The following is a 21,567-nucleotide window of genomic DNA, read 5'->3' as shown; positions in this document are numbered from 1 at the left end:
GGGGGGGGGGGCCCCCCCCGGCTCAGTGGGCGGAGCTCACTCCGCCGACATGCGGTAGTCGTAGTGGGGCGGGACCGGCTCTCCGGGGTGGACCGCGAGCCAGAGGGCGTCCAGGGACACCTCGCCCTCCCGCATGTTGTCGACCTGGATGCCCTCGGCCAGCAGACGGCGGACCCGGTCGTCGTCGCCGAGGGCGTGGGCCGCCGTCGCCTCCGCCAGCCGGATCCGACCGTGGGCGCGGACGTCGTCGGGGAGCGACTCGACGAGCGCGAGGGCCTCGCGCGGGCGGTCCGCCCGTTGGAGTGCGGCCAGGGTCTCGATCGTCAACTCCCGGAGCTCGGGGAGGAGTCGGTGCGCCTGGACAAGCAGCTCGGCCGCCTCCGCAGGCTCGGCGGCCAGGAAGGCGAGGGCGCGTAGGGCCCAGGGAGTCTCCCGCTCCGCGGCGGAGCGCTTCCACGCCTGCCGGGCGCCCTCCTCGTCGCCGTCGGCGAGGCGCAACAGCCCGAGCTGGTAGCTGGCGTGCCAGTCCGGTGCCTGCCGCTCCAGCCGTTCCAGCCGCTCGCGCCAGTGCGCTCCCGTGACCGGCGCTGCGGGCGGGTCGCACACCGGCAGGACTCCGGCAGTCAGCAGCTTGCGCCAGGGCTCCTGGGCCTCTCCGCACAGCCCGAACGGCAGCAGGGGCGAAGCGGGCAGCTCCCCTGCCGCGATCTCCAGCGCGGCCCAGCCGTCACCGGCCGAAAGCATCTCCTCGGGCTCCGGCAGAGCCGCGCCCCAGGCCAGCGCCTCGGTCAACACGCTCTCCGGGACGAGCCGGGCAAGGGCTTCGCCCGCTGCCGTGCGAGCCTGCTCCCACTCGCCGTGGACGGCGTCCGGGTCGGTCTCCAGCAGGCCGTAGGCCTCGGTCCACTCCCAGGTGGCGCCGCCGGGCATGGGCAGGTGCTCCAGTTGGGTGCGGGCGAGCCCGGCCTGGATCTCCAGGTAGGCGGCGTCCGGTCCGGAGAGCCACTCCTGCCAGTGCTTTCCGCCGGTCGAGGCGCCCCAGCAGAACAGCTTCCGCCCGCGCAGCAGTCGGGTCGACGCCTGCACCAGGCCCGCGCCGTTCGCGTCGAGCGCGGCGATCCAGCGGCGTTGACCGGCCGGAAGGTCGAGGAAGTAGTCGGCGGCCCGCCGCACCCGTCCCGGGTAACTCGCGTCGGCTCCCTCGACGTCAGGGAAGGGGACGTGCCGCAGGTCGCTGACGTAGTCGCAGTGGAAGGCGTGGTCGGCCGGGGCGAGCACGCGGGTGCCCGCGTCCTCGGGCACGGCGATGTTGGACCACCAGTACACCGGCGTCTCGGTGGGCGCGGGGTTGTGGATCGAGACGCGGACGAGGAGCACCGGCGACCCGGCCGGGAGCCAGGTGTCGATCCGCAGCACCAGACGGCGCAGCCGCTCGAAGGCGTACATGCGCAGCACCGGCGTGCCGTCCTCGGCGACGACGCGGGCGGCGTGCAGGGGTTCGCAGGTCAGCGGCCAGTGGCCGGTGGTGCCGAGGTTCCACTCCACTCCCCCGGCCAGCCAGGCGTCGCGCAGGGCGAGGTTGGCGGGCTGGAAGAGCCGGTTGCGGTGCAGGAGTTCACATCCGGAGGGCCGGTGGACGAGCGACCACAGGCGTCCGCCCTGGGAGGGCAGGAACGTGGCGGTCAGCGTCTCGTTCTCCAGCACGACGGTGGGGAGGTCGCGTTCAGCGCGCAGGCGGTCGTAGTCGCTCTGGCGGGTGTAGGGCAGCAGCGAGTGCGGCGCGCCGTAGGCGAGGCCGAAGCGCATCTCCTCGTCGGCGCCGACGCCTTCGGCGGTCTGCTTGGGGATGCCGTGCAGGATCGGCAGGACTCCGGGGGCCGGATGGCCGGTGCCCTCGATCCGCAACACGCCGGTGCGGAGCGTGGAGCCGTGCGTGGAACGGAGGGTGGAGGAGGTCAGAAGGCGTCCGGTGCGGGTCATTTGCCGATCCCTACGGTCATGCCCGAGATGATCCGCGAGCCCATCCAGGAGAAGAGCGCGATCATGGGGGCGAGGATGATGCAGACGCCGGCGAACATCGTTCCGTAGTCCATGCCGTTGTACTGCTGGGAGGCAACGAACTCGGCGAGCGCCACCGGGAGGGTGATCTTGTTCTGACTGTTCGTCAGGACGATGGCGAACAGCGTCTCGTTCCAGTTGGCGATGAACTGCAGCAGGAACGCGGTGATCAACCCGCCCCGCGCGACGGGCAGCACGACCTGCACGAAGCTCCGCAGCGGTCCGGCCCCGTCGAGGACCGCCGCCTCCTCCAACGCGCCTGGCACGGAGGCGAAGAAGCCGGTCAGCAGGAAGACGGTGAACGGCATCGCCAGACCGACGTAGACCAGGGCGAGGCCGAAGTCGTTGTCGGTCAGGTTGAGGTTCGCCATGCCGACGAAGAGCGGCACCACCAGCACCTGGCCGGGAACGCCCAGCCCCAGCGCGAAGGTCATCGTCAGCGCCGACGAGGTGCGCGAACGTCGCCGCGCCAGCGCGTACGCGGCCGGGGCGGCGAGTGCCACCGCGACGGCCGCAGCGGCGACGGAGACGAGCACGCTGTTGAGGGCGGCGCGGCCAAAACCGCCGTAGTCGAGCGCGGTGGTGTAGTTGCCGAGCTTCGGGCTGGTCGGCAGACCGAAGCCGTGCCGGAGGATGTCGGGTCCACTGCGCAGCGAGGTCAGGAAGACCCACAGCAGCAGCAGGAGGTCGGCGGCGACCAGGACCCACACGACGGCCGTGCCGATGCGTGTCGCCGGTCCCGGTGAGCTGCGTCTGCTTCGCACGGGTGATCGCCTTTCTGGTACGGGTAGTACGGGTGGTTCGAGGGCACGGCGGGCGTCGTGACGGTCGGTACGCGGCCGGCACGCGGCCAGTACGCGGTCAGTACTCGATCGGCTCACGGCGCAGCAGGCGGCGCAGCACGAGCGTGACGACGGTGACCATGAGCAGGCTGACCACCGCGGCGGCCGTGGCCATGCCCAGCCGGGGGACGCTCGCCTGCGGGAACGCCTCCGCGTACACGTACAGCGCGGTGTTCCAACTGCTGACCGGCGGATAGGCGTTGGTACTGCCGCCGAAGAGCAGGATCAGTTCGAAGATCTTGACGGAGCTGACCGTCCAGAGCACCGCGCAGACCGAGATCACGTCCCACGCGCACGGCAGGGTGATGTGCCGGAACCGCTGGAAGGCGTTCGCGCCGTCGAGTTCGGCGGCCTCGTAGAGGTAGGGCGGGATCTGGTCGACCGCGGCCATGATGATCGAGGTGTAGTAGCCCGTCGCCGTCCACACCAGGGTGCCGAGGATCATCGGCAGCAGGTTGTCCGTCGACAGCCACTTCGGCGGCGTGGTGACCCCGAGGAACTCCAGGGCGTGGTTGACCGGACCGGAGGGCGAGAAGAGGAATCCGGCCGCGATGCCGAACACCATGCCGTTGACCAGCGAGGGGAAGAACAGCACCGAGCGGGCGAAGAGCCGGGCCCGCATCTCCCGCAGCACCAGGGTCAGCGCGAAGGAGATGACGAAGGTGATCACGCCGCCGACGACCATCAGCTCAAGGGTGTTGACCAGCGAGCTGCGGAAGTCGGGGTCCAGGAACAGCATCTGGTAGTTCGTCAGGCCCCGCCACTGCATCGCGCTCATGCCGTCCCAGCGGTAGAGGCTGGTGTAGAAGGCGAAGGCGACCGGGGCGAGGAAGAGCGTCGCGTAGACGATGAGAGCGGGGGCGGTGAAGGGCCAGAACATCCGTCGGCGCTGACGCTCCATCGGACCGTCGGCCGATCGCTTGCGCTTCGGAACGCGGGGGGCTCCGCCCCGGACGGCGGCGGTCCGGGGCGGGCGCTGAAGGGTGACCATGTTCAGCCCTGCGTCTGCCAGTAGCTGACCTGTGCGGCCTTGCACGCGGCGACGAACTGCTGCGGCGTCAGCTGGCCGTGCCACAGGTTCAGGTAGTTCTCGTCCAGGACCTTGGGCGACCAGTCCCCGGCCATGCCGTCGAACGGAAGCCGGACGCTGGGGGCGCTCAGCAGCTTCTGCGCGTCGGCGAGGTCGGCGGGGGCCGGGATGTCGGTGCGCGGGGTGATGTTCAGCGCGGTCGTCGCGATGCCGGACATCTCCTTCTTCTGCATGAAGAAGTCGATGAACTGCTCAGCGGCGGAGACGTTCTTGGCCTGCCGGGGAATCGCGAAGCCGAACAGGCCCACGTCCGGGGTGGTCGCGGTGGGCGGCAGCATCGCGGACATCTGCCAGGTGGCCGGGACCTCCTTGGACACCTCGGAGGTGACGTAGTCACCGTCCATGTAGAAGGCGGCCTTGCCGGAGGCCCAGTTGGTCTCCTGCGCCGGGTACTTCGTCGCGTCGTAGCCCGGGATCAGGTCGCCGCCCTTGACCAACTGGTCGACCTCCTCGGCGGCCTTCAGCACGGCCGGGTTGTCCCACGCCGCGCCCGACTTGTCGTTCGCCAGCTGGTTGAAGTCGACCCCGGCCCCGTTGAGCAGGTAGTCGAAGTACAGCTCGTTGGTCCAGGGGTCCTCGCCCTCGGAGGCGATGCAGGAGGTGCCCTTGGCCTTGAGCGCGGAGCAGGCCTTGAGCAGGCCGTTCCAGTCGGTCGGCGCGGTCGGCATCGCCGCCTTGACCGCCGGGTCGGCCGAGTTGAAGAACATGCCGTTGACCGCGACCTCGTAGGGGATGAGGTAGTGGTTCGACCCGTTCGGGTCCTTCGGCAGCATGGCGAAGTACTTGGCCGGGATCACGCTGGAGACCGGCACGTTCTCCCCCGGCACCTGCTGGGACAGGACCGGGGAGAGGTCCAGCGCCTGGCCTGCGGAGGCCGTCGAGCCGTAGACCACGTCGTTGGACTCGTCCCACAGGTCCGGAGCCTGGTGCCCGGCGATCGCCGGTCCGATCTTCTTGGCGATGTCGCGGCCGATCCAGTCGACGTTGACCTTGATGCCGGTGGAGGCCGTGAAGTCGGCGATCGCGGCCTTGAGCACCTGCGCCTGCGGCTCGTCCGCACGCCACATCGACCAGTACGTGAAGCTGCTTCCGGCTTTGGCGACGCCTCCCGACGACGTCCCGCCGCCGCTGCCGCAGGCGCTCAGGCCCAGAACGAGCGCGGAAGCGGCGGCGATCCAGGCCGCGCGCCTGGCGGTGTACATGGCTCTACCCATCACGGGACTCCTCGGCTCCGGTGCGACCTGTCTGCCGCTGGCGGTGAACGGTAGTGGGCATTTGACCGCTAAAACAAGAGCAAAGGCGCGGCCAATCCGGAGCGAACCGGCGCGGCTCCGGCCGGATCAGTGGCTCCACCTGCACAGAGGGCCAACCGCCACCCCTCACTCGGACTTGACCCCACCCGGGCAGATGGTTAGCTTGCAGGGCAACTTCATTTGTCCGGTCAAACTCTGGGGCCCCATGGTGACCATGAAGGACGTCGCGGAACGCGCCGGCGTCACGAAGCAGACGGTGTCCAACGTGATCACCGGCAGGGTCCACGTCAGCCCGGCGACGGCGGCGCGCGTCCGCGCGGCCATCGACGAACTCGGCTACACGCCCAACCTGGTGGCCCGTTCCCTGGCGACCGGCAGCACCCGGACGGTCGGGCTGATCGTCCCGACGGTCACCGGATCCTTCTACTCGGAGCTGACCGAGGAGGTCGAGGACGTCCTCGCGGTCCACGGCTACCACCTGCTGCTGGGCACCACCCGGCTCGACGGCGAGCGGGCCAAGCAGCACCTGACCGGCCTGACCAGCCGTCTGGTGGACGCCCTGCTGGTGGCCGGCGACGTCGGCCTGACCGAGCACCTGCCGGTGCTCGCGGACGCGCGCTTCCCGGTCGTGCTGTGCGCGTGGGAGGGCGAGGCCCCCGACACGCTGCCCGTGGTCACCATCGACTACGAGCGGGCCGGCTTCCTCGCGGGCCGCCACCTGCGGGAGCTCGGGCACGAACGGGTGGCCGTCCTCGGACACCCGGCCCACGCGCCCCGCATCGCCGGCTTCCGGCGCGCGTTCGCCAAGGACGGCATCACCGTGCCCGACCGTGCCGTCCACTTCGCCCCCGAGCCGACCCCGGCCGGCGGAATCGCCGCAGCGAACGCCGCCTTCGCGGCCGATCCGGACCTGACGGCCCTCTTCACCACCGAGGACCTGCTGGCCCTCGGCGCCCTTGAGGCGGCGAGAGCCGCCGGTCGCTCGGTACCGGACGACCTCTCCGTCGTCGGGCACGACGACACCATGGAGGCACGGCAGCTCAGCCGCCCCGCACTCACCACGGTGTCCCTGCCCAAGCGGGAGATGGCCCGCCAGGCCATCGAGGTGCTGATGCGCGCGGTCACCACATCCGAGGCCCCGACCAACGCGCTCCAACTGCTGCGCCCGACCCTGATCGTCCGCGCCAGCACCGGCCCCGCGGCCCCGGCGGGGCGCGGCCAGTAGCGGCAGACGTCGAAGCCCAAGACCTGAGCAGCCGTTCATCTGCACCAGGCGATCCCTCATGCTTCCTCGACGCCCCGCCCTCCCGCCCTGGCTTGCGCCCGCCACGAACCCGATGATGTGACCCACGTCACGCCGGAACGATCGAACTTCCCCCGCTTCCTCTCGTCTTGGCGGTGCCGTAGGCCATCGACCAGAGGGAACAGAGGGAGCAGTCATGTCGTCTCCGCTTCGAAGCGAGACTGCCGGGACCGAGACCGGGACCGGGACCGAGACCGTGGAAACCGTGCGAGGGCCGGTTGCGGCCGAGGAGCTCGGCACGGTTCTCGCGCACGAGCACGTCTTCGTCCTCGACGGCGAGGTCCACCGCAACTACCCGGAGCTGTGGGACGAGGAGCAGATCGTCGCTCAGGCGGTCGAGAAGCTCGGTGAGTTGGCCCGGCTGGGAGTGTCGACGATCATGGATCCCACAGTGGTGGGCCTCGGCCGCGACGTCGCGCGTGTGGCCCGGGTCAACGCGCAGGTGGACATCCACGTCGTGGTTGCCACGGGCCTCTACACCCTCAACGATGTACCCAACCTCTTCCGTTACCACGGGCCGGGCACACTGCTGGGGGGCGAGGAGCCGATGGTCGCGATGTTCGTCAAGGACCTCACCGAAGGAATCGCGGGGACCGGCATCCGTGCGGCGTTCCTGAAGTGCGCGATCGAGGAGTCACTGACGCCCGGCGTGGAGCGCGTCATGCGGGCGGTCGCGCGGGCGCACCTGATCACCGGCGCGCCGATCATGGTGCACACCAGCGCCGCCCACCGGACCGGGCTGGTGGCCCAGGACGTCCTGCGCGAGGAGGGCGTCGATCTCGGCGCCGTGGTCCTGGGCCACAGCGGCGACACAGCCGATGTGGACTACGTCCGCAGGCTGGTCGACCGGGGGTCGTACGTGGGCATGGACCGGTTCGGTCTGGATCTGCTGCTGCCGGGCGACGCACGCGTCGCGACGGTCGCGCGGCTCGCGGAGGAGGGCCTGGCGGAGCGGATGATGCTCTCGCACGACGCCTCCTGTCACATCGACTGGTTCCCGCCGGGGGTGCGCGAGGCGATCGCCCCGAACTGGAACTACCGCTACATCCACCAGTCGGTCCTGCCCGCGCTGCGTGCGGCCGGCGTCGGCGAGAAGCAGATCGAGACGATGCTGGTCGACACCCCGCAGCGCTTCCTGACGGCCGGGCGCACGGGCGCGCAGCAGGCACGTGCAGAGGGGCAGGGCCGTGGAGCAGCCGGCCGGTGATCGTAGTTCGGCGGACGCCATGACGCCCCTCGGCTCGACCGCTGTCGGCGCCGAACCCCTTGTCGGCGCCGAACCCCTCTTCGGCCGCGAGCGGGACCTGGCCCGGGTCTTGGGACACCTCGCCCGGGGCCCGCTGCCGGTCGGCCCGCTCGTGCTGTTGGGAGAGCCAGGCCTGGGCAAGACCGCCTTGCTGGCGGAGGTGGGCCGAAAGCAGGCGGCAGCGGGCGGACGAGTGCTGTACACCTCCGGAGTGCCCTACCTGGCCCAGCCCGGCTACTGCGCCCTCGCGCAGTTGCTGCACTCGGTGGGCGGCGGGCAGGCCGACCGCGGCTTCGGCGGCTCTCTCGCGGTGGCGCTCGGTTCGGACACCGGCGCCTCGCCGGAGTACGAGGCGGTCGCCCGTGACGTGGCGTCACTGGTCACGGATCTGGCGCGGGTTCAGCCGGTGCTGCTGGTCGTCGACGACGTGCAGTGGCTGGACCGCGCCAGCGCGGTGGTCCTGGGTCTGGTGGCGCGTCGGCTGGCGGGCACGGAGGTCGGGATGCTCTGTGCGGCCCGGCCGGGCGCGGAGACCTTCTTCGATCACCGTGGCCTGCCTGTCCACGAGTTGGGGCCGCTCGCCGATGCCGCGTCCGAGGAACTGCTGGCGCACCGGTTCCCGGCGCTGGTCCCTCGGGTGCGGCGGCGGCTGATGGCCGAGGCGCAGGGCAATCCGTTGGCGCTGCTGGAGTTGCCGGTCTCCCTGACCGACTCCCAGTGCGCCGCCTCCCGGCCGCTGCCCGAGCGGCTTCCGCTCAGCCGCAGGCTTCAGGACGCGTTCGCCTCCCGCGTCACCGCGCTGCCGGCGGCCACGCGGCACCTGTTGCTGATCGTCGCACTGGAGGGGAGCGGTGATCTTCAGGTCCTTCGGCGAGCGGTCGCGGGGCGTTCCCACCTCAAGCAGCTCGCCCCGGCCGAGAGCGCGCGGCTGGTCCTGGTCGACGATGCCTCCGGGCGGGTGCACTTCCGGCACTCGCTCACCCGTGCCGCCGTGGTGGAGCTGTCCAGCAGTGACCAGCGGCGCAGCGCGCACCGCGCCTTGGCGGACGCGTGGGCGGCGGTCCCGGAGCGTCAGGCGCGCCACCTGGCGCAGGCCGCGACGGCGCCGGACGAGGGCATTGCCGTCCTGCTCGAAGGCGCCGCCGCTTCGGCCGGGCGGCGCGGGGACGGTCAGGAGGCGGTCACGGCGCTGCTGCGTGCCGCCGATCTGAGCCCCGAGCCGGGAGCCAGGGCGCGGCGGCTGGCGGAGGCGGCGTACCTGAGCGCGAACATCACCGGGGACCTTCGCGACGTGCCGCGGCTGCTCGACGATGCGCGCCGGGCCGCGCCCGGAGCGGGCTCGGCGGTCGCGGCGGTGGCCGGCTCCGCGTACCTCCTCAACGGATCCGGCGATCTGGACACCGCGCACCGACTGCTCTCCGGCACCGTCGCGTTGGCGCCCGAGCCGCTGGGACCGGACGGACCGCTAGGACCGCCCGGACCGCCCGGACCGGACGACGCGACGCTCTTCGAGGCCTTGTACACGCTGATGATGGTGTGCTTCTTCAGCGGAAGGCCCGACATGTGGTCGGCGTTCGACGAGGCGCTCGGCAGGTGTGCCGACCCGCCTGCCCTGCTCACGCTCTCGCGGAGCACGTTCGGCGACCCGGCACGCGCACGGCCGGGCGACCTGCGGCAGTTGGACGCGGCGATCGCGGAGCTGTCCGGGGAGGGTGATCCGATGCGGATCGTCAGGGTCGCCACGGCCGCGGCCTACCTCGACCGCCTGGACGGGTGCATGGAGCCGCTCGAACGCGTGGTCCGCTCGGCTCGGAGCGGGGAGGGGGTGGTACCCGCGATCAACGCCCTGTTCCTGGTGGGCAACCATCTGATGCACACCGGGCAGTGGGAGCGGCTGCGTGAGGTCGCGGGCGAGGGGCTGGAGCTGTGCGAGGAATACGACTACCCGATGCTCGCCTGGGTCGGGAGGTTCGTCCTGGCCTTCCCCGCTGCGGCGTGCGGCGACTGGTCGACGGCCCGTCAGCTGACCGATCAGATGGATCAGTGGGCCGGACCCCGGCGGGTCGAGGTGGTGCGCTCCTACGCCGCCCACGTGCGCGCCGTCGCCGCGCTCACCCAAGGGGATCCGGAGGAGGCATACCGGCAGGCGGCTCTCGTCGCGCCGGCCGGAAAGCTGCCGGCTCTGGTACCGCACGCGCTGTGGCTGGTCCTTGACCTGGTCGAGGCGGCGGTGCGCAGCGGACGCCAGCGGGAGGCGCGGGAGCATGTCGCCGCCGCGCAGGAGGCGCGCATCGAACAACTCTCGCCCCGGCTGCGGATGTTGCAGTCGGCTGCCTCCGCGTTTGCCTCCGGTGACGTGGACCACCCCGGCTTCACCGACGCCCTGACTGTCGACGGAGGCGCGCGCTGGCCGTTCGACCTTGCACGCATCCAGCTGTACTACGGCGAGCAGCTGCGCCGGAGCAAGGCCGTCGCCAGGGCACGCGACCAACTGACCGCGGCAGCAGAGGGTTTCGTCCGGTTGGGTGCCCGGCCCTGGGCGGAGCGCGCCCGGCAGGAACTGCGCGCCTGCGGTGGCCGAGGGCTTCCGTCGTCCGATCCGCGCCCGGCGCCGTTGACGCCGTTGACGCCGTTGACGCCGTTGACGCCGCAGCAATGGGAGATCGCGCGCCTCGCCGCAGCCGGCCTGTCCAACAAGCAGATCGGTGCACGGCTCTTCCTCTCGCCGCGCACCGTCTCCACCCATCTCTACCAGCTCTTCCCGAAGCTGGGGGTGACCTCCAGAGCCGCCCTGCGCGACGCACTGCAGGAACTGGAGCTCGGCTGAATGGATCTGGGGCTCGGTCGACGCGGATCGAGACTACGTCGAATGGCTCAATCCCCGGTGCCCGCACGTGTCCTACCGTTGGTCCTCGAGACCGTGCCGTGCAGCCGGCTTCCGGCCCTGGGAAGCAGCGGCAAGGCGGCGAGGAAGAGGGGGTGGCGATGCGCCAGAACTCGGGTGCGGGCACAGCGGATCAGGATTCGGCACTGACACGGGCGGCCCAGGCCGGCGATGTCGTGGCGCTGGGACTGCTCCTGGAGGAGCACCGGGCGGGGATGCGCGCGGTGGCGTTGAGCATCCTCGGTCCCGGCCCGGAGGCAGAGGACGCTCTCCAGGAAGCGGCACTGATCGCGCTGCGCAGCATCGCGACCGTACGCAACCCGGAGGCGGTGGGTGCGTGGCTTCGGGCCGTCGTGCGCAACCGGTGCCGCGACGCGCTCCGCGAGGCGCGACGGCACGTGCCGCTCGACACACTGGCGCCGCCGCCGGACCCCGGCGCGGGCCCGGAGCAACTGCTCGAACACCACGCGATGCGCGACTGGGTGTGGGCGGCCATCGAGGAACTGTCGCCCGCCCTGCGTCTGCCGATGGTCCTACGCTACTTCACCGAGGGCCTGACGGAGTACCAGCACATCGCCCAGGTGTGCGGGGTGCCGCTGGGAACGGTGCGCAGCCGTCTGAGCCAAGGGCGGGCCAAACTCGCCGAAGCCCTGGCGGCGACGGCCGCCACCGCGCACAGCGACGCCCGCATGCGCGCCGGAGCCAGCTGGGACGAGGCGTTCGACATGCTCTCCGCCGCCGAAGCCGGGCACTTCGGCAGAGTGGTCGACACGCACTGGTCCCCCGACGCGTCCCTGATGAGCGGCCTGACCCGGTTGGGCGACCGGGCGCTGGTCCGCGACGCCATGGACGGCTCCCTGGCTGCCGGGGTGCGCCAGAAGCCGGTCGGCGTGGCAGCCGGGAGTTCCGTGGTGGTGTGGGAGATGGACATGATCAACCCCGCCGACGCCCCGGACCACTGCCCGCCCGCCCTGGCCTGGGTCATGTCCCGGAAGGAAGGGCGGGTCGCCGAACTGCGTCTGTACCACCCCCTGCCGCTGGACAGCCCCTTCACGCCCGACCTCTACGCCCAGACCTGGCGCGATGTGGCCCACCCGGCACCGGTCGACTAGAACTCCCGGCCTGGATTAGGTCCGTTCAGCTGATCGCCTCGGCGGCCTCCACGATGAGATCGGCGACGATCCTCGGGTGGCTGATCATCGCGACGTGGGACGAGAGCGGCACCTCGACGACCTTGCGCGCGTTCGCGCGGCTGTACATCCAGCGCTCGCACGCCGGCGGGATCGCCTTGTCCTGTCCGGCGACCAGCCCCCACGACGGGATCGTCTTCCAGGCTGCCGCCGTGGTCGGGTAGACGAACGAGTCGGCGTCGAACGGCCGCTGCGTGGCCTGCAGGACCCGGAAGGCAGCGGTCGTGAGGTCGGCCGCGAAGGCCGCCTGGCCGTCCTTGCTCAGGTACAGATCGGTTCCGGTCGTGCCGTCGGCCTTCGTGTACGGGACCGGCACGCTGACCGGCTCGACCTCGCTGCCGGGGAACTTGGTGATGAGCTCCCCCTGCGTCTCGCCCACGTCGGGCACGAACGCGGCGATGTAGACCAACGCCTTCACGTTGGCCTTCCCTGCGGCGGCGTTCGTGATGACCGTGCCGCCCATGGAGTGTGCGACCAGCACGACCGGCCCGCTGATCGAGTCGAGCAGACTCCCGATGTACGGGGCGTCGGTCGGGATACCCCGCAGCGGATTCGACCCGCAGACCGTGGTGTAGCCCTGGTCCTGCAACTCCTGGATGGTGGCGTTCCAGCAGGACGAATCGGCGTAGCCGCCGTGCACCAGCACGACGGTCGGCTTCGCGGCGGGGCTGCCGCCACCACTGCGGGGTGCCTCGGCGGCGGAGGTGGCGGAGGCGGCAGAAGCCGCAGAAGCAGCGGCGAACTGCCCGATCACGGCGGCCGATCCGGCCAGCGCCGCGCCGGTGGCGAGCACTCTGCGGCGGGTGAGGTCGTCGGCCATCACTTGCCTCCCGCAGCACGGACGATGACCGCGGCCACGGTCGCCGGGTCGGAGACGTAGATCGCGTGGCTGCCGGGGGCCTCGCTGACGGTGGAGCCGGCACGCTCGGCCATGGCGCGCTGCGCGGGCGGCGGGATCATGCGGTCGTCGGCGGCGACCAGGTACCAGGACGGCTTGGTCCGCCAAGCCGGCTCGGAGACCACGCCACCCAGTGCCTCCAGGCCCCACGGCACTTGGGAGTCGGCCATGAACGCGGCCAGCCTCTCGGGGACGTCGGCGGCGAAAGAGGCGGCGAACTTCTCCCGGTCCAGGAAGAGGAAGCCGTCCTGCGGCGGCAGGATGGGCGGCACCGGCGCGCCTGGCGCGGGGTCGGCGATCAGCGTGTTCACCGACTCGCCCTTGTCGGGCGCGAACGCGGTGATGTAGGCGAGGGCGGCCACGTTGGGGTGGTTGCCGGCCTCGGAGATGACGGCCCCGCCGTAGGAGTGGCCGACCAGCACGGCGGGCCCGTCCAGACCGTCCAGCACCTGATGGGTGGCGGCGACGTCCCCGGCCAGCGAGACCGTCGCGTTCTGCACCACCGCCACCCGGTACCCCTGCTCGGCCAGCGCGTCGTAGACGCCCTGCCAGCCCGACCCGTCCACGAACCCGCCGTGCACCAGCACGACGTTCCTGGCTTCCTGACCTGCGCTCACAGCACTTCCTCCATCTGAGTGGGAGTCAGTGCCACGGTAGACAGCGGGACCTCGCCGTCGATTGCGTCAAATGACGTACTTCCAGGGCCGTTCCCGCGAACGTTCTCGACCGGGACGGCCACCGGTGGTGCGAGGCGGGGCGGGGCTTGTGCGGGTGTGGGTGCTACTCGTTGGTGTCCCAGTGGTCGAGGACACGCTGGCGGATGTGGGCGGGGTACGCCTCGGCGAACGAGCTCTGCGGCATGCGTCCCTGTCCGCGGGCGGGTTCGAGCCCGTCGTGGACGACGACGGGGCCGGTCGCGGCCTCCCGTTCGCTGTCGAGGTAGCAGTGCAGCAGCGGAAAGACGAAGCCGTTCCAGGTCTCGGCCCGCTGGGTGGGGTGGATGCGGGTGGCCAGGGCCCACAGCAGGTCGGCGTCGTCGGCCGGGTCGATGTCGTCGTCGAAGACGAAGATCCGCGAGTTGAGCCTTCCGGTGCGCGCCTCCTCGTTGACGACCTTCCCGATCCGGTGGGTGAACTCCTGGGAGTCGACGCCGGGGAGCAGCTCTCGCCAGTTCTCGGGGACGGTGACGACGAGCCAGTGGGTCGCCGCGCGCAGCGGGGACCAGGCGGTGGTGATCGGGAGGCCGGCGGCGCGCAGGTCGTGGAGGACCTCGGCGGCGATGCCGGTGCCGGTGACGGTGTGGTACTCGTCCACCGGGCGGCCCTCGGGGACGATCGGCCAGATCGGGTCGTCGCGGTGGGTGATGCACTCCACGGTGTAGACGGGCTGGAGAGCCGTCTCCAGGGGGATGTAGCCGGCGAACTCCCCGAAGGGGCCCTCGACGGCGGTACGTTCGACGGACAGGTGACCCTCGATCACGATCTCCGCGCTCGCGGGGACCTTGAGGTCGGACAGCTCGCACGTGACGACTTCGAGGGGCTCGCCGTACAGCGCGCCGATGTAGCCGGCATCGTCCATGCCCTCCGGGATCGAGATGCCGCCCACGACGGGGATCGCCGGGTCGCCGCCCTGGACGAGCGCGTACGGCATGGGCTTGCCGATCTTGACCCATTCCTGCCAGACGAGGGCGATGTGCTGGGGCAGCGTGACCATGCCGGTCATGTGCTTGCCGTCGATCATCATGACCCGGGCGATGGACCAGTTGGTCCACCCGCCGTCGGGAGTACGGGCGACCAGGACGCCCCAGGTGTTGGCGTAGCGGCCGCCGTCCTGCTCGTGCACGCGCGGCACGGGGAAGCGGTCCAGCGTGGCGTCGTCACCGGTCAGGACGTTCTGCTTGCACGGGGCCTCGTCCCGCGAGACCAGCTTCGGCGGCACCGGCGGCAGGTCGCGGGTCTCGACGAGGTGGTCCACCAGCTGAGCGGGGGTCAGGTCCGGGGACAGGCCCAGGGACAGGGCGACGCGCGCCAGCGGCTTTCCGGGGACGGAGCTGAGCGCCGCGGGCCCGCCCAACAGGCGGAAGCCCGGCTCGACGCCGGCGACGTTCTCGAACAACGAGGCGGGGGCGGTGCGCTCGCACCCCAGGCGGGTGATGGCGGCGGCCTCCAGGTCCCAACTGACCTCGCGCCGCACGCGCGTGAGGTCGCCGATGGCTTCGAGTGCCGCGATGTACTCGCGGAGATCCTTGTGGCGGTTCACCGTGAAACTTCCTCTCTGACGTTCCTTCCCTGCGCCGTGGGCCGGTGGGTGGCTGCGGAGCGCATGCCCTCCCAACGCCGGGCTCGGGAAGCCTTGATGTCGAACTGGTCCAGGACGCGCGCCACGATGTGGTCGACGATGTCGTCGACTGTCGCGGGGTGGTTGTAGAAGGCGGGCATGGGCGGCACGATCGAGGCGCCCATGCGGGCGAGCGCGAGCATGTTGTCCAGGTGGATCTCGCTGAGAGGGGTCTCGCGGGGCACGAGGACGAGCTTGCGGCGTTCCTTGAGCGTGACGTCCGCGGCGCGGGCGACCAGGCCGTCCGCGTACCCGGTGCGGATCCCGGCGAGCGTCTTCATGCTGCACGGGATGATCACCATCCCGTCCGTGCGGAACGAGCCGGACGAGATGGACGCCCCCTGGTCGTCCGGGGTGTGCACGACGTCGGCCAGTTCGGCCACGTCACGGGTGCTCAGACCCGTCTCCAGCTCGATGGTGGCCCGTGCCCAACGGGACAGCACCAGGTGGGTCTCCACATGGTCCTGGTCGCGCAACTCCTCCAGGAGCCGCACACCCAGCACGGCCCCCGTCGCCCCGGTCATCCCGACGATGAGCCGCATATTAGTCTCCTTCTACAACCTTCAGTGGACTGAGCGTCTGTGTACTGAATATAATCGGTTCATGGCTACGGAGACAACCCCGGACGGGACGAAGAACGAGATGAAGGTGGAGGACGCCCTGCCGCACCAGCTGCGGCGCGGCATGCAGGCGTGGACCACGATGTGGCAGCAGCACTTCCAGGAACTGACCACGCCCCAGTACGCGGTGCTGGCCCTGCTCGACGAGCACGGCTCGCTCGACCAGTCCGCTCTCGGCGCCCTCGCCGCCATGGACCGCTCGACCCTGAGCACCCTGCTCGACCGGCTGGAGACCCAGAAACTCGTCAGCAAGGCCGTCGAGCCGACCAACCGCCGCCGCCGTATCGTCACGCTGACGGACGCCGGGCGGGCACGCCTGAACGAGGCCACCCCCAAGATGGCCCGGCTCATCGAAGACCTTGAGCAACTCTTCGGCCCGGACGACATGCGCCGCCTCGTACTGCTTCTGCGCAGGCTCGGAGACGTGCCTTCGCTGCAGCCCGACTCCTGACGTGCGCCCCCGCGCAGCCGTCCCGCAGCAACGCGCGAGGGCCCCCTTCCGGAGCGGAAGGGGGCCCTCGCGACGAACGCAATCAGATCCGGGTGGTCATGGAGGTGGTGCCTGAGTCGCTACGGTTGAGCCGTGACCGCGAAGCCGGGCCCGCCGCCGCAGGAACCCTCCGGCCACGTCCCTGCACCGGCCACGACCGATCCTGACCACAGCCGAACCGAACAGGGGCCGGACGTGCACATCGAAGACGTCCTCGAATCCGCCGCAGAGCTACTGCCGAGCGGCCGAGCCGAAGTCGCCCGTGCCCTCGTCGCCAAGGGCGACCACGCTGCCGCCCTGAGTGCCCTCGCCGAAGCCGCGGACCAGTACCCCGCACCGTCGCGCTTCTGGGAGTTCCTCACCGACGCCGCCGAACAACTGCCCGGCGAACCCGACGCCGAGTGGTACCGCTGGCGCACCACCGAGGCGCTTCGCGGGCAACTGCGCATCGAGCTCACCCTCGTCACGGACGCCGGCATCGCGCCGATCCCACCGGGACGAGGGCTGCAACCCCAGTGGGACCTGGGCGAGCAGGCCGTCAGCAGCTACCGCGCGGTGCGCGTGGCGGCGCTGTGGCTGGAGGAGGGCGACGAGCCCCTTCGCAGCGGTGGCCGAGCCTTCGGACGGCTGCTCCCCCTGGACGAAGCGGACTGGCACAACCTGATGCCGGGCGATGTGATCACCATGCGCGACGGGGAACGAGCCGTCGGCAGCGCCACCGTGCTCGACGTGACCTGGCCCGATCCCCCCGCCGAGCAGGCACCCGCCCTGTTGCCGCCCGGCCTCGGCGACCTTCCCCTCCCGCCGCCGCCGACCCGTCGGGTCCGCACCAGGTCCCATACCGAGCACACCACCTGGCCCAACCCCGACTGCCCCGTCCAGGTCTCCGCCCTGATCCCGAACCTGCGGTATCGGTACGTCCGCGTCATGCGCGCGAACGGCTCCGTCGGCCAGCCCTACCCGTGCGCCACCCAGGCCGAGTTCGTCCGCCACGTGACCCAGGAGCGCCCCGACGTCGATCCCCAGAACCCGGCCGAGGTCCATTGGGACGACCACCCCGACATCTGGCCCGGGCAAGGTTCTCGGCGTGGTAGCGACTGAGCAGGCGCCCTTCCGGGCTCGGAAGGGCGCCTGTTCGACTGACGCAATCAGGCCACTGACCTGCTCTTTTATCCCTACGGCAGGTTGCGCGCCATGACGATGGGCTGGACCTGGTTGGTGCCCTCGTAGATCTGGGTGGTCTTCGAGGTGGGGTTCCTCGGCCCGGGCTTTTGGCCCAAGCCAAGGCCCTGACCAGCAGAAATGCCTCTCGCGGTCGTCTGTTGCTTCGACCCGCCGGCGAAAGACCCAGTCCTCCTCGTCGTGGCCGTCCCCCACCAGCGTCCAAGTCCCGGGCTACTTTGGCTGGCTCTTGGGTCCGCGACGGCACCTTCTACAAGCCCCGGCCTGCCTAATCAGCTTGATTCATCCAACTGCGGTGTGTGCTGGATGATCTGGCGTGCTGCGCGGATGAGGGCGGCGTTGCCTGAGGCGGAGGTGCCGTCGGGGAGATGGAGGACATCTTCCAAGCCGATACGGGCATCCAGGCGGCGGGAGGCTGCAAGTCGCAGGATCGGCCAGGCGCTGGCGTCTTCACCGTGCAAGAGAATCGGCACGGCAACCGCTTTGAGTTCATCCAGCAGGCCAGTTGCGGCGTGGAGCGCGTCCCGCGGGGGTGGCCTCGGTGCCCCGAGCGCCGCAATCGCCTAGCCGGACGCCGGGCCTGCGGAGATGCTCAGTCGGTCGTGACGCCAGTCGGACTTCATCGTCCAACGGCGCTGTGGGGAGCGCATCGCCCGAACGTTCGGGATCTCGCCTCGTGCGCTCCCGAGCAGAACGTCGACCATACCCATCTCGAACCGATAGGTAGTCACGAGCCCACGCGCCCACATCACCACCGGCCACCGATCGGGATCGCCATCCGAAGTGAGCCAGAAGTACAGGTCGCCCTGCTCGTTCTCGCCCCAGATCAGCAGGCCTTCGCGTTCCGGGAACATCCGGTACGCCGGCTTGGTGTCGTCTTCCTCGTCCAGCTCCGAGCCGAAGAGGTCGTCCATTTCCGAGGCATGCCACTCGACGTAGCCCTTGAAGCCGGTCTCGTGCCGTCCCGGAAGCAGACATGAGGTGGGTGCGTGCACGTGGCAGGCCAGAGAATCAGGCGTGCCGAACCCGCCCGCACCGTAGAGGTCGACGAAGGCCCGGTAGTCCGACGGAAAGTCCATGCCGATCTCTGCCCGGGACCGCTCCCACGGAGGGGAAGCCACCGGCACAGCAGGGGGCGGAAACAGCTTCGCGAGCTGGCTCAGGGCGTTCGGCATGCTGCCCTCCTGCTGGTCGCTCTCGGTCGAGGATGAGGCGACAGCGTACAAGGCCTTGGAAAGGCGAGATTGCCAGCCCAGGCCCGCCACCCATGGCCAACACGACGGACGTGGACATGCTGCGAGCCGCCCGCACCCGGTACGAGCACATGTATCGGTCCGCCGGCGGGGTCGCGACCAAGGGTCGTGTCGTCGGGTTCCTGACCGGGCACACTGCACCGCTGCTGCGTGGCTGCTACAGCGACCAGGTCGGCCGGGAGCTCTACCGCGCGTCCGGCGGGTTAGCCGCGATCGCCGGGATCTGCGCCTACGACAGTGACGCCCAGGGCCTGGCGCAACGCTACTTCCATCACGCGCTACGCCTCGCGAAGGCCTCCGGGGACCGGGCGTTCGGCGGCTACGTCATCGCGCTGCTCGTCAACCAGGCTGTCTTTCTCAAGGACTACCGCCAGGCTGTCGCGTTCGCCGAGGCAGGCCTGCGCACGGCGGGGGCCCACATCAGCCCGGCGCTGGCGACGGACCTACACGCCATGCAGGCGAAGGCGTTCGCCCGGATGGGCGACATCGGCAGCGCTCGCCGGGCCATGGAACGCGCCGAGCAGGCCGCCGCCCGTATCGGCACGCGTGAGGAGCCACCGGAGACGGGGTACGTGCAGCCGGGATTGGTCGAGGCGCAGTTCGCGGAGGCACTCATCAGCATGGAGGACTGGAGTCCCGCGCACACCTACGCCGCTGAGGCCGTCCGCACCCAGGCGCACGCCCGCGGGCGCGTGCACCGCCTCGCGACCCTGACCACGGTGGACCTCGGCCGAGGTGACGCCGAGCAGGCTGCGGCACACGCCGTCGAGGCCCTGGACGCCGCGGCGGGCATGGAGTCGCAGCGGCTCCGGGACCCGTTCCTCGCGCTGCGCCTCAAGCTGGTCCGCAACGGCGGCAGGGCGGCGACAGATGTCGTCGAGCAAATCGACGCTTCCCTGTCCGTACCCATGTAGCCGCAGGCGGCTGCGGTAGCGTCGGGGCCACCAGAACCGGGTGGCAAGGGCGGGAGCACGGGCGTGTCGGTGTGGAAGAACCTCGGCGAACAGACGGTTTACGCGAACCAGTGGTTCAAGATCAACCTTGCTGACGTTGAGCTCCCAGACGGACGCCACCTCGACCACTACCTGATGCGGCTACGCCCCGTCGCCTTGACCGCCGCGGTGAACGCGGACGACGAGGTGCTGCTCCTGTGGCGGCACAGGTTCATCACCGACTCCTGGGGCTGGGAGCTCCCGGCCGGTGTCGTCGACGACGGCGAGACCATCGAGCAGGCCGCCGCGCGTGAGCTCCTGGAAGAGACCGGCTGGCGCATCGGCCCTCTGCACCCGCTGCTCACTGTCGAGCCGTCGAACGGGCTCACCGACGCCCGGCACCACGTGTTCTGGGCCGAGGGCGCGGAGTACGTCGGTCACCCGCAGGACGACTTCGAATCCGAGCGCCGCGAGTGGGTTCCGCTGGCTCGGGTGCCGGAGATGGTCGAGAAGGGCGAGATCCGTTCCGCGAACGCGGTCGCCGCGCTGCTCCTGCTGCACAAGCGGCGGTGCCGCTGACGCTGGATCACGCGGGACTGCTGCCGGGAAACGTCCGGGTAGCACGTCGGCACCGTGATCGGGCCGTCGGCGGGACGAAACGGCAGGGTGGCGGTCCGGTTGGGGCCGCCCTTGCGTGGCAGGCGGCGGGGGCGCCTTGGCTTGCCCGAGCGGGCGCGGTGCCAACGCAGCATTCTGATACGCCGAGGGCCCGGCCGAGAGATCGGCAGGGCCCTCCTACGCATAGCTGCTGACGTGCTGTTACGGCAGGTTGCGCGCCATGACGATGCGCTGGACCTGGTTGGTGCCCTCGTAGATCTGGGTGATCTTCGCGTCGCGCATCATGCGCTCCAGCGGGTAGTCACGGGTGTAGCCGTAGCCGCCGAGGAGCTGGACCGCGTCGGTGGTGATCTCCATGGCGACGTCGGAGGCGAAGCACTTGGCCGCCGCGCCGAAGAAGGTCAGGTCGGAGTCGACGCGCTGGGACTTGGCCGCCGCCGCGTACGTGAGCTGACGGGCCGCCTCCAGCTTCATCGCCATGTCGGCGAGCATGAACTGGATGCCCTGGAACTCGGCGATCGCCTTGCCGAACTGCTTGCGCTCCTGGACGTAGCCCTTGGCGTAGTCCAGCGCGCCCTGGGCGACGCCGAGGGCCTGGGCGGCGATGGTGATGCGGGTGTGGTCGAGGGTCTTCATCGCGGTGGCGAAGCCGGTGCCCTCGGCGCCGATCATGCGGTCGGCCGGGATGCGGACGTTGTCGAAGTAGACCTCGCGGGTCGGCGAACCCTTGATGCCGAGCTTCTTCTCCGGCGCTCCGAAGGAGACGCCCTCGTCGCCCTTCTCGACCACGAAGGCGGAGATGCCCTTGGAGCGCTTCTCGGGGTCGGTGACGGCCATGACGGTGTAGTACTCCGACACGCCGGCGTTGGTGATCCAGCGCTTGACGCCGTTGAGCACCCAGAAGTCGCCGTCGCGCACCGCGCGGGTCTTCATGCCCGCGGCGTCGGAGCCCGCGTCCGGCTCGGAGAGGCAGTAGGAGAACATGCCCTCGCCCGCGGCCAGCGGGGAGAGGTACTTGCGCTTGAGCTCCTCGGAGCCGGACAGCACGACCGGCAGGGAGCCGAGCTTGTTGACGGCCGGGATCAGCGAGGAGGACACGCAGACGCGGGCCACCTCCTCGATCACCAGGACGGTGGCCAGCGCGTCGGCGCCGACGCCGCCGAACTCCTCCGGGACGTGCACGGCGTGCAGCTCGGCGGCGGTGAGCGCGTCGAGCGCCTCCTGCGGGAACCGGGCGTGCTCGTCGACATCCGCCGCGAACGGGGCGATCTTGGCCTCGGCCAGGGACCGGACCGTCTCGCGGAGCATCTGGTGCTCTTCGGAGATCTGGTACAGGTCGAAGTCTGCGCTCACGGTGGCTCCCGAGAAGGT

The 21,567-nt window shown here is 70.6% G+C and carries 18 protein-coding genes and 1 pseudogene; 8 read left to right on the top strand and 11 right to left on the bottom strand.

Annotation, left to right across the window (positions count from 1 at the left end):
• Positions 1-36 precede the first annotated feature (36 nt).
• The 4 genes from I2501_RS13245 to I2501_RS13230 form a co-directional block, all read right to left on the bottom strand.
• Complete coding sequence (locus tag I2501_RS13245; RefSeq protein WP_196194103.1) at positions 37-1,980, bottom strand: DUF5107 domain-containing protein; 1,944 nt, start codon at positions 1,978-1,980, stop codon at positions 37-39.
• The gene (locus I2501_RS39255; protein ID WP_196194102.1) at positions 1,977-2,822 is read right to left on the bottom strand and encodes a carbohydrate ABC transporter permease; all 846 of its coding nucleotides are present in this window, start codon (positions 2,820-2,822) and stop codon (positions 1,977-1,979) included. Before I2501_RS39255 ends, I2501_RS13245 begins: the two co-directional genes overlap by 4 nt.
• A 97-nt stretch (positions 2,823-2,919) precedes the next feature.
• Positions 2,920-3,891: a carbohydrate ABC transporter permease gene (locus I2501_RS13235; RefSeq protein ID WP_196194101.1), complete on the bottom strand. Its 972-nt coding sequence runs from the start codon at positions 3,889-3,891 to the stop codon at positions 2,920-2,922.
• A gap of 2 nt (positions 3,892-3,893) precedes the next feature.
• Positions 3,894-5,204, bottom strand: a complete 1,311-nt coding sequence (locus I2501_RS13230; protein ID WP_196194100.1) for an ABC transporter substrate-binding protein — start codon at positions 5,202-5,204, stop codon at positions 3,894-3,896.
• A gap of 244 nt (positions 5,205-5,448) precedes the next feature.
• On the opposite strand from I2501_RS13230, the gene I2501_RS13225 reads away from it, so the two are divergent.
• From I2501_RS13225 to I2501_RS13210, 4 genes are all read left to right on the top strand, one after another.
• The gene (locus tag I2501_RS13225) at positions 5,449-6,468 is read left to right on the top strand and encodes a LacI family DNA-binding transcriptional regulator (RefSeq protein ID WP_196194099.1); all 1,020 of its coding nucleotides are present in this window, start codon (positions 5,449-5,451) and stop codon (positions 6,466-6,468) included.
• 283 nt (positions 6,469-6,751) lie between these two features.
• Positions 6,752-7,753, top strand: coding sequence for a phosphotriesterase family protein (locus tag I2501_RS13220; protein ID WP_328806348.1), 1,002 nt, complete (start codon positions 6,752-6,754; stop codon positions 7,751-7,753).
• Complete coding sequence (locus tag I2501_RS13215; protein ID WP_196194097.1) at positions 7,734-10,619, top strand: helix-turn-helix transcriptional regulator; 2,886 nt, start codon at positions 7,734-7,736, stop codon at positions 10,617-10,619. Before I2501_RS13220 ends, I2501_RS13215 begins: the two co-directional genes overlap by 20 nt.
• 158 nt (positions 10,620-10,777) lie before the next feature.
• Complete coding sequence (locus I2501_RS13210; protein ID WP_196194096.1) at positions 10,778-11,788, top strand: RNA polymerase sigma factor; 1,011 nt, start codon at positions 10,778-10,780, stop codon at positions 11,786-11,788.
• A 25-nt stretch (positions 11,789-11,813) separates the two neighbouring features.
• On the opposite strand, the gene I2501_RS13205 is transcribed toward I2501_RS13210, so the two are convergent.
• The 4 genes from I2501_RS13205 to I2501_RS13190 form a co-directional block, all read right to left on the bottom strand.
• Entirely contained in the window at positions 11,814-12,686 is an 873-nt protein-coding gene (locus tag I2501_RS13205) for an alpha/beta fold hydrolase (RefSeq protein WP_196194095.1), read from the bottom strand.
• A complete protein-coding gene (locus I2501_RS13200) occupies positions 12,686-13,381 on the bottom strand; it encodes an alpha/beta fold hydrolase (RefSeq protein ID WP_328806347.1) in 696 nt (231 codons plus the stop codon). Before I2501_RS13200 ends, I2501_RS13205 begins: the two co-directional genes overlap by 1 nt.
• Before the next feature lie 163 nt (positions 13,382-13,544).
• On the bottom strand, positions 13,545-15,023 hold the full coding sequence (locus I2501_RS13195; RefSeq protein ID WP_196194094.1) for a UbiD family decarboxylase: 1,479 nt from the start codon (positions 15,021-15,023) through the stop codon (positions 13,545-13,547).
• Positions 15,020-15,643 carry a non-oxidative hydroxyarylic acid decarboxylases subunit B gene (locus tag I2501_RS13190; RefSeq protein WP_196194093.1) on the bottom strand — a complete coding sequence of 208 codons (624 nt, stop codon included), beginning with the start codon at positions 15,641-15,643 and terminating at the stop codon, positions 15,020-15,022. The genes I2501_RS13195 and I2501_RS13190 overlap by 4 nt, the downstream gene beginning before the upstream one ends.
• A gap of 61 nt (positions 15,644-15,704) precedes the next feature.
• Between I2501_RS13190 and I2501_RS13185 the strand changes: the two genes are divergently transcribed.
• Both I2501_RS13185 and I2501_RS13180 read left to right on the top strand, forming a co-directional pair.
• Complete coding sequence (locus tag I2501_RS13185; protein ID WP_196194092.1) at positions 15,705-16,172, top strand: MarR family transcriptional regulator; 468 nt, start codon at positions 15,705-15,707, stop codon at positions 16,170-16,172.
• Between the two features lie 132 nt (positions 16,173-16,304).
• Positions 16,305-17,312: a hypothetical protein gene (locus tag I2501_RS13180; RefSeq protein ID WP_196194091.1), complete on the top strand. Its 1,008-nt coding sequence runs from the start codon at positions 16,305-16,307 to the stop codon at positions 17,310-17,312.
• Between the two features lie 353 nt (positions 17,313-17,665).
• Here the strand turns inward: I2501_RS13180 and I2501_RS13175 are convergent, their stop codons facing one another.
• Both I2501_RS13175 and I2501_RS13170 read right to left on the bottom strand, forming a co-directional pair.
• Entirely contained in the window at positions 17,666-17,866 is a 201-nt protein-coding gene (locus tag I2501_RS13175; RefSeq protein WP_408022729.1) for a 3-keto-5-aminohexanoate cleavage protein, read from the bottom strand.
• A 90-nt stretch (positions 17,867-17,956) separates the two neighbouring features.
• Positions 17,957-18,568 carry an SMI1/KNR4 family protein gene (locus I2501_RS13170; protein ID WP_196194090.1) on the bottom strand — a complete coding sequence of 204 codons (612 nt, stop codon included), beginning with the start codon at positions 18,566-18,568 and terminating at the stop codon, positions 17,957-17,959.
• A 74-nt stretch (positions 18,569-18,642) separates the two neighbouring features.
• Here I2501_RS13170 and I2501_RS13165 point away from each other — a divergent pair.
• A pseudogene (locus tag I2501_RS13165) lies at positions 18,643-19,560 on the top strand (transcriptional regulator); the annotation flags it as partial.
• A gap of 63 nt (positions 19,561-19,623) precedes the next feature.
• On the top strand, positions 19,624-20,157 hold the full coding sequence (locus I2501_RS13160; protein ID WP_408022728.1) for an NUDIX hydrolase: 534 nt from the start codon (positions 19,624-19,626) through the stop codon (positions 20,155-20,157).
• 240 nt (positions 20,158-20,397) lie between these two features.
• Here the strand turns inward: I2501_RS13160 and I2501_RS13155 are convergent, their stop codons facing one another.
• The gene (locus I2501_RS13155) at positions 20,398-21,549 is read right to left on the bottom strand and encodes an acyl-CoA dehydrogenase family protein (protein WP_328806346.1); all 1,152 of its coding nucleotides are present in this window, start codon (positions 21,547-21,549) and stop codon (positions 20,398-20,400) included.
• Positions 21,550-21,567: the final 18 nt, after the last annotated feature.

Origin of the sequence: Streptacidiphilus fuscans, from assembly GCF_015690355.1 — a bacterium.
In the GTDB taxonomy this organism is placed as follows: Bacteria; Actinomycetota; Actinomycetes; order Streptomycetales; family Streptomycetaceae; genus Streptacidiphilus; species Streptacidiphilus fuscans.
Note: the sequence above shows the minus strand (reverse complement) of the source record. Positions and strands in the feature narration are given on the sequence as shown.